This window comes from Promicromonospora sp. NPDC060271, from assembly GCF_042726755.1.
Taxonomy (GTDB): Bacteria; Actinomycetota; Actinomycetes; order Actinomycetales; family Cellulomonadaceae; genus Promicromonospora.
This window is the reverse complement of record NZ_JBHXBG010000045.1, coordinates 23,162-33,165: the sequence shown is the minus strand read 5'-3', so window position 1 is coordinate 33,165 and position 10,004 is coordinate 23,162. Positions and strand designations below refer to the sequence as shown.

The following is a 10,004-nucleotide window of genomic DNA, read 5'->3' as shown; positions in this document are numbered from 1 at the left end:
GGTGATCGGCAACCCGAGTTGCCGATCACCTGACCTTTTGCCGATCTCTTCGCGGCTCGCCTGGAGGCTACGCCGCGCGGGCCGCCCTGTGCCGGATGGCGCGCGCGTACTCCGCCCGTGGGACGTGTGGCGTCACGTGGAGGACCATCCCGGCCTCGGCCGGCGTGCGGTCCGCCTTGAGCGAGTTGCACTCGTAGCAGGCGGCGACGAGGTTCATCCACGTCGAGGGGCCCCCGCGCGACCGCGGCAGGATGTGGTCCACCGTCTCGGCGGCACCGCCGCAGTAGGCACAGACACCGTCGCGCCGCTTGACGCCCAGCTTGGTGCAGGTGGGCGCCCCGTCCGACTTGTAGAGCCACCGCATCGTGACGTACCGGACCAGGCGCAGCACGCGCGGTAAGGGGAACGGCCCGAAGGAGCGGCCGTCGACCGCCTCCTCCACTACCGCGACCTCGCGCACGAGCATGTGGATGGCGTGCCGGACCGATACCCGGTGCAGCGGCTCGTAGCCGGCATTGAGGACAAGGACGTCGGCCACGGGCCTGCTCCTTCCGGTGAGCTGTCGTTCTCGTTTCTTCTCGTGATCGTGAGGTCGTGCTGGTGTCTCGGGCCGTTCTGTACGACTGCCCCGGGACGATTTCCGTCCCTGGACGAAAAGAGCCGCCCAGGAAAAGGCATCCCGAGGCGGCTCACAGCGCTGGTCCGGCAGAACCGGATCAGCGGCGTATGGCGCCTCGTATGGCCTCACGGCCGTCTCGCAGGTGCGTCGCGGTGGTCGGGTAGGACGAAGCGGTGGTCGCGCTGACCTTGCACAGGCCTGAGGCCTGGAGCGCGATGCCGATGCGGACCATCGTGGTTTCGTCCTTCCGTCTTGTTGGTCTGACCGTATGAACATGGCTTGTGCTGATACCCCGGCAGGTAGCAAAGGCACACGACCTGCCGCCACGGCGCGAGTCCGTGTGTGAAGAAAGGTACAACGAGGACTTGGTAGCGTCTATGGCTTTTCCGGAACTGCAACCCAAGGATGCATCAAGTGTCCGGCGTGGCGCCGCATCACGGCGTGTCGCGGCCCTCGCCCGTAGGCTGCCCCCAAGACCTTCGAGGCCTAGTTTGCTTCGCTCCGAACCGTTTCAGAACGGAGCAACCTAGACCTCGAAGGGGTGGCCGCCCGGAGGGATCGGCGACCGCGGGCGTGCGGGCTACCAGGTGACCGGCTCCCGGATGATCGGGCACGTCATGCAGTGGCCACCGCCCCGGCCGCGGCCGAGCTCACCACCGGCGATCTCGATCACCTCGATCCCCGCCTTGCGCAGGAGGTCGTTGGTGGTGGTGTTGCGGTCGTAGGTGAACACCACGCCCGGCTCGACGGCGACCGAGTTGTTGCCGCTGTCCCACTGCTGGCGCTCCGACTCGTAGACGTCGCCGCCGGTCTCGATGACCCGCAGCTCGCCCAGCCCCGAGGCCTGGCCGACGACGTCGAGGAAGGACGACCCGCCGGCGTCCGTGACGGACACGCCGAGCGGTCCGGAGTCCGGGCGCAGCACGAACGGGTGCACCCGGTCCACGATCCGCGGGTAGACGGTGACGGTGTCGACGTCGACGAACGTCATGACCGTGTCGAGGTGCATGGCCGCGCGCAGGCGCGGCATGCCGGCGACCACGATCTGCTCGGCCGCGCCCTGCTCGAACAGGGACGCCGCGACCTGCGTGATCGCCTGGCGCGAGGTGCGCTCGCTCATGCCCATGAGGACCGTGCCGTTACCGATCGGCATGATGTCGCCGCCCTCGAAGGTCGCCTCGCCGTGGCTGGTCTCCGGGTCGCCCCACCACACGCGGCTGCCGACGTAGTCGGGGTGGAACGCGTAGACCGCCTTCATGAGCAGGGTCTCGTCGCGCCGCGCCTGCCAGTACAGCGGGTTGAGCGTGAGGCCGCCGTAGATCCAGCAGGTCGTGTCCCGGGTGAAGAGGGTGTTCGGCAGCGGCGGCATGAGGTACTCGCGGGCGTCCGGGCTCATGTCCGCGAGGGCGCGGAACCCCGGGGGCAGCTCTGGCACGTCGGCGACCGCGAGGCCGCCGATGAGGTATCTGGCCAGCTCGTGCTCGGGCAGCGACTCGAGGTACGCCCGCGTCGCGTCGACCAGGCCGTTGCCCACGATCTCCGGGACGATCTTGCGGTCCAGGAGCCAGTCGCGTGCGCCGGGTACGCGCAGCGTCTCGGCGAGCAGGGCGTGCAGCTCGACGACGTCGACGTCGCGGCTGCGCAGCTCGCTCACGAAGTCGGCGTGGTCCTGCTGGGCGCGTTCCACCCACAGGACGTCGTCGAACAGCAGGCCTGCCGAGTTGGACGGGGTGAGGCGCTGGTGCGCCAGGCCGGGCGCGCAGACCAGGACCTTGCGCAGGCGGCCGACCTCCGAGTGGACGCCGTAGGCCGACGAGGGTGAGCCGGCAGGGGGCGGTGTGATGTCGATGGTGTTCATCGGGCGCTAACGGTACTCACCCCGTCGCCGTCGTGCCGAGCAGGGAGTCGACCCGAACGTCGCGCCCAGCCCCCTGGCGTGGTGTGTGGACCTGGTCAGGCCCACACACCACGGGTACCTCACCGGGTGGTCCGACCCGGTCCTACCGGTTCAGACCCGGGGGCGTGCGCGGGGACTTGCCGGGGGTCGCCTCGGTGAGGCTCTCGAGCAGCGCGTAGTACGCGGGCTTCCTCTCGAACTCCTCGGTCATGATCGTCGCGTAGCCCTCCGGGAAGACGCCCGGGACCCAGGAGCGCGCGTCGTCGAAGCCCCAGACCGTGTAGCTCGAGCAGGACGGAACTTCGAGGCATGCCTGGAGCATCTTGTCGTACCGCTCCGCCTGGAGCGTGATCTGCTCGGCGGTCGGTTCCCCGTCCTCACCGAGCGGCATGCGGACGTCGGCCTCGGTGACCGCCACCTTCAGCCCGAGGTCCGCGAACCGCTCGAAGTTCTCCTGGATGGACTCGTCGAAGCCGTACTGCAGGCTCAGGTGGCCCTGGGCGCCGAAGCCGTGCAGCGGTGCGCCGTCGGCGAGCAGTTCCTGCGCCAGCTCGTAGTAGGCGTCGGTCTTGTTGTTGATGCCCTCGGCGTTGTAGTCGTTGAGGAAGAGCACCGCCTCGGGGTCCGCCTCGTGCGCCCACCGGAAGACGTCACCGAGCAGGGCGACCGGGTCCTCGGCGCACGCCTTGAGGAAGGGGTTCGCCTCGGTGCGCAGGCGCACACCGCCGGCGTCCCAGTCGTCCTGGAAGATCTCGTTCGCCACGTCCCACTCGTAGATCTCGCCGGCGTAGCGGCCCACGACGGTGCGGACGTGGTCCTCGAGAACATCGCGCGCCTCCTGGCAGGTCCAGTCGGCGCTGGCGTCGACCACCCACTGCGGGTTCTGGCTGTGCCACAGCAGGGTGTGCCCGCGGACCTCCTGACGGTTGGCCTTCGCGAAGGCGACGACGGCGTCCGCCCCGGAGAAGTCGTAGACGTCGGGCTCCGGGTGGACCTCTGCCCACTTCATGTCGTTCTCGGGGGTCAGCGAGCCGAACTCGGCCCCGAGGATGCGCTGGAACTCGGTCGGGTTCTTGCGGTCGTAGCCGAGCAGGTCGCGCTGCCCCCATACGGCACTGCCGATCTCGAGATCGCGCGGGGCCTCGGAGCGCAGGGTCGGCTGCCGAGGGTCGGCCTGGGCCGCGGGTCCCGCCAGTGCGAGAGCGGCCAGGGCCGACGCCGCGATGGCGGCTGTCCGCCTCATGGTCGTGGAATGGGACATCTTTGTTCCTCTCCGATCAGGTTCCGGCGGCCTCGGGCGAGTCGCGGAACTGGACTGGAGGTTAACGATGTCGATAACGATTTCGCAAGAGGGGCGACGACGGGCCGCGGGCTGTTCAGGCGTCGTCCCAGGGGAAGGTGCGGGTGGGCTGTCGGCGTCGTCAGGGCCGTGTGCGCTCGCCCACCGGAACTTCGACGTCGAGCGTGTTGCCGGGCTGTGCGAGCGGGCAGGTCCACGCCGGGTCGTAGGCGCAGGACGGGTTGTAGGCGAAGTTGAGGTCGAGCACCAGCTCGCCGACGCCAGCCGCGTCACCGTCCGCGTGGCCGTCGGTGCCGCCCGCGTGACCCAGCCAGGCGCCCTTGATGGTGTCGAGGAGGTAGCGGCCGCCGCCGTACGTGCCGCCGGGCGAGCCGGCCAGCGCGTCCTTGATCGGCACGAACAGGCCGCCACCGTAGGACGCGAGCCGCCAGACGTCGAGCGAGCCGAGACCCGGCAGCACCACCTTGCCGAGCAGCTCGAAGGGTACGACGCCGTCGGTCCCGGTGGGGACGTCGAGGCGGCGCGGGGCGCCGTCAGGCCCGGGCTCGGCGGGTACCACCGGGGCGGTCAGGCGCCAGGCCGGGTCGTACGGGGTGACGGACAGGCCCGTGAAACCGGGCTTGTCCTCGGGCAGGATGGGTGACGCCGGGTGGGTCGCGAAGAGCTCGTCGCGCGTCACGGTCCAGTAGGCGTGCGCGGCGGCCGGGTCCTCGGCGGCGCGGACCCGGACGCCCGCGTACAGCGCGAAGACGCGCCGCCGCCAGTCCGCGGTCTGGAGGGCTGTGGTGACCGGGGACGTGGTGGCAGCGTGCGTCATGGGTCCGACACTACCCAGGCACACCGACATCCACCCGGGCACACCGGGCACTCACACGGGCACACGGAGCGTGGCCGTGTAGCCCTGGTCCACCGAACCCGACGTCTTCGCCATCTGCAGCGCGTACCCGTCGGAGAACACCATGTCGGAGTCGAGGGTCACGTCCTGCAGGTTCGCGACGCTCTGCTCGTAGCCCGCCGTCGCGTACACGGCCTCACTCACGGCCTGGGGGAGGGCGAGCTGCGAGGTGCGCATCCGGTTCGTGGCGCTGGTGGCGTCCGCCAGCGAGGGGTAGACCTCGAAGTGGATGTGCGGCCAGCGGCCCGGGTAGCAGGCGGGGAAGATCGACGTGAAGGTGACCTTGCCGTCGGCGTCGGCCTCCTGGACCCCGCGCAGGTAGTTCTGGTCGGCGATGTCGTACATCGAGTACCTGCCGTCGCGGTCGCAGTGCCACGCGTAGACGGCGGCGCCCGCGACAGGGGTCCCGGCGTCGCCGTCGCCGGAGACGTCCACGACGGTCAGCGAGAAGGTGAGCGGGACGCCTTCGGCGGTGCCGGACGAGTCGCCGAAGCTGGTGGTGATGTCGCTGCGCACCACGCCGGTCGTGGTCAGGATGTTGGGGCCGTTGGTGCCGTCGGCGGGGTAGGGGCCGTTCGTCTCCTCGGGGATCTCGCCCGCGCCGACGTCGGCCTGCGAGGTGTCGTTCGGTGAGCCGCCTCCGGGGCCGCCCGTGGGTGCCCCGGTGGCGGCGCCGTCGCCCGTGCCCGTTGTCGGCGAGCAGGCGGCGAGCGCCGCCACCAGGCCGCCTGCGGTCAGCAGGCCGATGGCGTGCCGCCGGTTCAGGAGGGTGGGGAGGTCGTGGGAGAGCCCGAGGTCGTGCGGCTCGGGCTCCTCGTGCTCCCCGGGGCGGTCGGGCGCGGTGCTGTGGTTGCTCATGGGCCGAACGTAGGCCCGGCCGCTGGGGCGTGCCCGTGGGAGGGCTGGGAGGGTGCTGGGCTCGCGGAAGCGCGCAGGCGGGCCGGCGCGGGCGGGTCAGCGCGGCGTCAGCCGGATGACGGGGATCTTTCGGTCGGTGGTCTGCTCGTACTTGCGGAAGTTGTCCGCCGCGGCCTTGATCCCCTCCCAGGCCTGCTCGCGCTCGGCCCCGTGCAGCTCCTCGGCGGTCACGGCGACCTTGCGGCCTGCCTGCTCGACGGTCGCCCGGTCGGGGTGGGCGGCGAGGTTGAGGTACCAGGCGGGGTTGGCCGGCGCGCCGTTCGCCGACGCGACGACGAGCCAGCTGCCGTCGGGGCCAGGGAACCACGCGAGCGGCGTCTGGCGCTCCTGCCCGCTCTTGCGGCCGACAGTGGTCAGGACCAGGAGGTTCATCCCCATGGTCTTTCCCTCGGCGCGCCGGGCGCGTCCCATCAGCAGCCGGTTCATCCAGCGGAACGTGCGGCCGGGCTGCTTGGCGCCGCGGGTACCAGTGGGGTGGGTGAAGCTCATGGTGGATGCCTTCCCGGCAGACGACTGTCGTGGCCACAGATGATATGCACCACCGACTATAGTGGCGCGGACCGGGCGCGGCGTGCGGCACGGCCTACGATCGTCAGGTGCTGCGACTCTCCGATGTCACCTACCTCGTCCTCGACCACGACGAGGCGATCACGTTCTTCGTCGACGCCCTCGGGTTCACCGTCCGGGAGGACGAGACGAACGAGTCCGGCCGGCGCCGGGTCGTCGTCGGCCCCGCGGACGGGGGGACCGGGCTGGTGCTCGCCGTGACCGACGACGTCGGTGCGGCGGGCGCCGTCGGGCGGCAGGCCGGCGGGAAGGTCGCGTTCTTCCTGGAGACCGACGACTTCGCCGCGCAGCACGCGCGGATGACGGCGGCCGGCGTGCGGTTCCGCGAGGAGCCCCGCCACGAGGTCTACGGGACGGTGGCGGTGTTCGAGGACCTGTACGGCATGCCGTGGGACCTGATCCAGCCGCCTGCGCAGGGCTGACGAACGGCCTACGCAGGCGGACGGATCAGTGCAGGCGGAGGAGTGCAGGCGGAAGGCTCAGCCGCAGTGCTCGAACGGGCTGGTGTAGCCGGCGCTGCCCACCGATCCGCCCCACCTGACGCAGGTGCCGGGCGCGGACCGCTTGACCGGGCCCGCGTAGTACGAGTAGCTGCCGGAGTCGGTGGTGCGCGACGAGCCCTGGGGCTCCAGGAAGGCCGATACCGCGCTCGGGGTGCCGAGGTTCGTCGCCTTCAGGGTGACCACGCAGTTGGCGCCGGTCCCGGAGTTGTACAGCAGGTAGGTGCGGCCGACGGTGCCGAGCGCCGCCTGGTCGATCACCGAGAAGCCGCTGCCGCAGACCTCGGTGGGCGTGTACGGGTTGGTCGACCCGCCGCACGCGTTGGTGCTCGTGACCGCCTTCTTCTGGCCGACGGAGACGGTCACGCCCTCAACGGTCGGGCTGGTGTCGACGACGCCGGTCGAGCCGCGCTGCTCGTAGTGCAGGTGCGGTGCCTCCGAACCGCCGGTGGACCCGACCGTCCCGATGACCGTGCCCTGGCTGACCGACATGGTCTGGCCGGGGGCCCGCACCATGGTCGCCAGGTGCGCGTAGCGGGTGCGGGTGCCGTCGCCGTGCACGATCTGCACCCACTTGCCGTAGCTGGTTCCGCCCTCGTCGTCGAAGGTGGCGGTGCCAGCGGCCGTCGCCCGGACGGTCTCGCCGTTGATGGCGTCGCCGCCGTAGCTCTGCCAGTCGATGGAGCCGTTGGGGTTGTGGCCACCGCTCCAGTTGTTGGCGTAGAAGGTCTTGCCGCAGTTGAACGGCGACTTGTGCGCGGTGGCGAGCACGCCGGCGTCGGGCGCGGACGCCGCCGGTGCCGCCGCTGCCGCGGGTGCGGTGACGAGGGTGAACGCGGCCAGGGCGGCGAACGCCCAGCGCCTGGACCGGCTGAGGGACGTGGTTCTGCGGAACGGGGAGGTGACTGACATGGTGCTCTCCATCCAGGTGGTCCGACTCTTGGTCTGACGCCGGAAGGCTGGCACGTCCGGTGTGCGCTGCCCATGGGTAGGGCTCCCCTGGACGGCGCTGGTGCTGGTCTGCTCGGTGCGGCCGGTGGGTCAGCGGCCGGTGGGTCAGGCGGTGACTCGCCCGGCCCCGCCGTCGACGGTGACGGTGTCGCCGTCGCGCAGCACGGTCATGGCGCCGGGGACCGCGAGCACCGCGGGGATGCCGTGCTCGCGGGCGACGATCGCCGCGTGCGAGAGCACGCCGCCGGTCTCGGTGACGACGGCGGCGACGATGCCGAACAGCGCGGTCCAGGCGGGTTCGGTGAACCGGCACACGAGGACGTCGCCGGGCAGGACCCGGCCGAAGTCGTCAGGGCTGTGCACCACGCGTGCCGGACCGGACGCCCGACCTGGGCTGCCCGGCGTCCCCGTGATGCTCGTGGCGGCGGAACTGTCCGACATGTCTTCCTCCCTGGGCGTACCCGCGTGCGTTGACATCGGCCACCAGGAGGATGCACGGTGAAAAATATGACGCACAACCCGGTGCTCGGCCGATCCTCTCAGCCCGAGCTGCTCGTCCTCCACTCGGTCCGGATCCAGGGCCTGGCCGACGACGACGCCGTCGCCGTGCGGTTCGGCCTCGACGAGGCGGACACCCGCGAGATCCTGCTCGACGACGAGGCCTACGGCTGGATCAGGAAGGCGGCGTTCGGCGGCACGGCGGGCTGGTCGATGACCGACCGCGGCCGGGCTGAGGACGACCGCCGGCTGGCCGAGGAGCTGTCCGACTCGGGCGGCCGGCCCGACGTCGAGCAGGTGCACGAGGCGTTCGGGCCCCTGAACGCACGCCTGCTGCAGGCGTGCACCGACTGGCAGCTGCGCCCGGAGGACGGCGGCCGGCTCGGCGTGAACACCCACACCGACCCGGACTGGGACGCGGCGGTGCTCGCGGAGCTCGAGGCCCTGGACGACGAGCTGGCCCCGCTGGTGGGCGAGCTGAGGTCACGGCTCGCGCGGTTCGAGGGATACGACGAGCGCTACTCCACGGCGCTCGCGTACGCCCGGTCCGGGCGTGGCGAGTGGGTGGCCGGGACCGGCGTCGAGTCGTGCCACGCCGTGTGGATGGAGCTGCACGAGGACCTGATCTCGACCCTCGGGATCCAGCGCGGCGCATGACGAGGCCGGGCGGCGGGCGGTGCGCGCAGTAGGTTCGTGCGCATGGCGACCAGACATCTCTACCTGGCCAGGCACGGCGCGGCGGACGCGTTCGGCGAGCTCACCGACGTCGGGCACCGGCAGGCCGGCCTCCTGGGGGACCGGCTCGCCGGGCTGCCGGTCGACGCCGTCTGGCACTCGCCGCTGCCCCGCGCGGCGGCGAGTGCCCGGGTGATCGGCGAGCGCCTGCCGGGTGTCCCTGTCGCGGAGGCCGCGGAGCTCGTCGACCACGTGCCGTACGTTCCCGCCGCCGCCGACCTGCCGGCGGTGTGGGCTGGGTTCTTCGACGGGTTCGACGACGCCGAGCGCGCCCCGGGGGAGCGGCTCGCCGCGGCGCTGGTCGACCGGTTCGCGAAGCCCGCCGAGTCCGAGAGGCACGAGGTGCTGGTGACCCACGCGTTCCAGGTGGCCTGGTTGCTGCGGCACGCGCTGGACGCGCCGCCCGCCCGGTGGCTCGGGCTGAACAGCGGCAACACGGCGCTGACGGTCATCGAGTACCGGGACGGCCTGCCGCCGACCGTCGTGCTGTTCAACGACATGGGGCACCTGCCGCGGGAGCTGCGCTGGACGGGTTTCCCGCCGTCGGTCCGGCCCTGAACGATCGGCCCTGAGAGGCCGGCCCTGAGGGTGCGGGCCCGTCAGTCGATGAGGCCCGCCCAGCGGCGGGACAGGTCCACCAGCGGCACCCGGTCCAGCGCGTCGATCTCCTCGGGCGTGTGCCAGGCGACGTCGTCGGTGGTGCCGTCCTCCTCGACGCGCAGCTCGCCGCCGGTGACGTGCGCGCGGTACACGATCCGCAGGGCCTGCACGGGGCGTTCCGACGGGCGTACGCGCTCCGCGGCGGGGATCACGAAGCTGTCGATGCCGAGCAGGCCGTCCAGCTCGACGTGGTAGCCCGTCTCCTCGAGGACCTCCCGGACGGCCGCGTCGGCGGGGTCCTCGCCCGGGTCGAGCCCGCCTCCCGGCATGGTCCAGCCGCTGTGCGCGTGCTCGCTCCAGTGCGGCAGGAGCATGCGTCCCTGGTCGTCGGTGATGACGGCGTAGGCGGCGACCCGCAGGTCGATAGCGGCTTCGATGCTGGTGAACATCCCCCCATCCTCCCGCCCCCCGTCCGTTGAGTGCTGGGTATTTGTCGTCCGAAACCGATTCAGCACGACAAATAC

12 protein-coding genes are annotated in these 10,004 nt (G+C 71.4%); 3 read left to right on the top strand and 9 right to left on the bottom strand.

The window, feature by feature from the left end; translation table 11 throughout:
• Positions 1–67 precede the first annotated feature (67 nt).
• From ACFWE2_RS09580 to ACFWE2_RS09555, 6 genes are all read right to left on the bottom strand, one after another.
• Positions 68–538 carry an HNH endonuclease gene (locus ACFWE2_RS09580; protein ID WP_377223990.1) on the bottom strand — a complete coding sequence of 157 codons (471 nt, stop codon included), beginning with the start codon at positions 536–538 and terminating at the stop codon, positions 68–70.
• A 661-nt stretch (positions 539–1,199) separates the two neighbouring features.
• Positions 1,200–2,477, bottom strand: a complete 1,278-nt coding sequence (locus ACFWE2_RS09575; protein ID WP_377223989.1) for an arginine deiminase — start codon at positions 2,475–2,477, stop codon at positions 1,200–1,202.
• A gap of 142 nt (positions 2,478–2,619) precedes the next feature.
• On the bottom strand, positions 2,620–3,759 hold the full coding sequence (locus ACFWE2_RS09570) for an endo-1,4-beta-xylanase (protein WP_377223988.1): 1,140 nt from the start codon (positions 3,757–3,759) through the stop codon (positions 2,620–2,622).
• A 178-nt stretch (positions 3,760–3,937) separates the two neighbouring features.
• Positions 3,938–4,633 carry a DUF1684 domain-containing protein gene (locus ACFWE2_RS09565; RefSeq protein ID WP_377223987.1) on the bottom strand — a complete coding sequence of 232 codons (696 nt, stop codon included), beginning with the start codon at positions 4,631–4,633 and terminating at the stop codon, positions 3,938–3,940.
• 51 nt (positions 4,634–4,684) lie between these two features.
• Positions 4,685–5,569, bottom strand: a complete 885-nt coding sequence (locus tag ACFWE2_RS09560; RefSeq protein ID WP_377223986.1) for an intradiol ring-cleavage dioxygenase — start codon at positions 5,567–5,569, stop codon at positions 4,685–4,687.
• Positions 5,570–5,665: 96 nt separating this feature from the next.
• Positions 5,666–6,118: a nitroreductase/quinone reductase family protein gene (locus ACFWE2_RS09555; protein ID WP_377223985.1), complete on the bottom strand. Its 453-nt coding sequence runs from the start codon at positions 6,116–6,118 to the stop codon at positions 5,666–5,668.
• A gap of 107 nt (positions 6,119–6,225) precedes the next feature.
• Between ACFWE2_RS09555 and ACFWE2_RS09550 the strand changes: the two genes are divergently transcribed.
• Entirely contained in the window at positions 6,226–6,618 is a 393-nt protein-coding gene (locus ACFWE2_RS09550; RefSeq protein ID WP_377223984.1) for a VOC family protein, read from the top strand.
• 57 nt (positions 6,619–6,675) lie between these two features.
• Here the strand turns inward: ACFWE2_RS09550 and ACFWE2_RS09545 are convergent, their stop codons facing one another.
• Positions 6,676–7,608: a M23 family metallopeptidase gene (locus ACFWE2_RS09545; RefSeq protein ID WP_377223983.1), complete on the bottom strand. Its 933-nt coding sequence runs from the start codon at positions 7,606–7,608 to the stop codon at positions 6,676–6,678.
• Between the two features lie 144 nt (positions 7,609–7,752).
• The gene (locus tag ACFWE2_RS09540; protein ID WP_377223982.1) at positions 7,753–8,088 is read right to left on the bottom strand and encodes a PEP-utilizing enzyme; all 336 of its coding nucleotides are present in this window, start codon (positions 8,086–8,088) and stop codon (positions 7,753–7,755) included.
• 66 nt (positions 8,089–8,154) lie between these two features.
• Here ACFWE2_RS09540 and ACFWE2_RS09535 point away from each other — a divergent pair, with 66 nt between their 5' ends.
• Positions 8,155–8,802, top strand: coding sequence for a transcriptional regulator (locus ACFWE2_RS09535; protein ID WP_377223981.1), 648 nt, complete (start codon positions 8,155–8,157; stop codon positions 8,800–8,802).
• A 42-nt stretch (positions 8,803–8,844) separates the two neighbouring features.
• Positions 8,845–9,438, top strand: coding sequence for a histidine phosphatase family protein (locus ACFWE2_RS09530; protein ID WP_377223980.1), 594 nt, complete (start codon positions 8,845–8,847; stop codon positions 9,436–9,438).
• Between the two features lie 41 nt (positions 9,439–9,479).
• Here the strand turns inward: ACFWE2_RS09530 and ACFWE2_RS09525 are convergent, their stop codons facing one another.
• Complete coding sequence (locus tag ACFWE2_RS09525) at positions 9,480–9,929, bottom strand: NUDIX hydrolase (protein ID WP_377223979.1); 450 nt, start codon at positions 9,927–9,929, stop codon at positions 9,480–9,482.
• Between the last annotated feature and the right edge of the window lie 75 nt (positions 9,930–10,004).

Coding starts and splice junctions, on each gene's coding strand:
- ACFWE2_RS09565 (WP_377223987.1), bottom strand. CDS start 4,633: ATGACGCACGCTGCCACCACGTCCCCGGTCACCACAGCCCTCCAGACC.
- ACFWE2_RS09540 (WP_377223982.1), bottom strand. CDS start 8,088: ATGTCGGACAGTTCCGCCGCCACGAGCATCACGGGGACGCCGGGCAGC.
- ACFWE2_RS09555 (WP_377223985.1), bottom strand. CDS start 6,118: ATGAGCTTCACCCACCCCACTGGTACCCGCGGCGCCAAGCAGCCCGGC.
- ACFWE2_RS09570 (WP_377223988.1), bottom strand. CDS start 3,759: ATGAGGCGGACAGCCGCCATCGCGGCGTCGGCCCTGGCCGCTCTCGCA.
- ACFWE2_RS09525 (WP_377223979.1), bottom strand. CDS start 9,929: ATGTTCACCAGCATCGAAGCCGCTATCGACCTGCGGGTCGCCGCCTAC.
- ACFWE2_RS09545 (WP_377223983.1), bottom strand. CDS start 7,608: ATGTCAGTCACCTCCCCGTTCCGCAGAACCACGTCCCTCAGCCGGTCC.
- ACFWE2_RS09560 (WP_377223986.1), bottom strand. CDS start 5,569: ATGAGCAACCACAGCACCGCGCCCGACCGCCCCGGGGAGCACGAGGAG.
- ACFWE2_RS09575 (WP_377223989.1), bottom strand. CDS start 2,477: ATGAACACCATCGACATCACACCGCCCCCTGCCGGCTCACCCTCGTCG.
- ACFWE2_RS09530 (WP_377223980.1), top strand. CDS start 8,845: ATGGCGACCAGACATCTCTACCTGGCCAGGCACGGCGCGGCGGACGCG.
- ACFWE2_RS09535 (WP_377223981.1), top strand. CDS start 8,155: ATGACGCACAACCCGGTGCTCGGCCGATCCTCTCAGCCCGAGCTGCTC.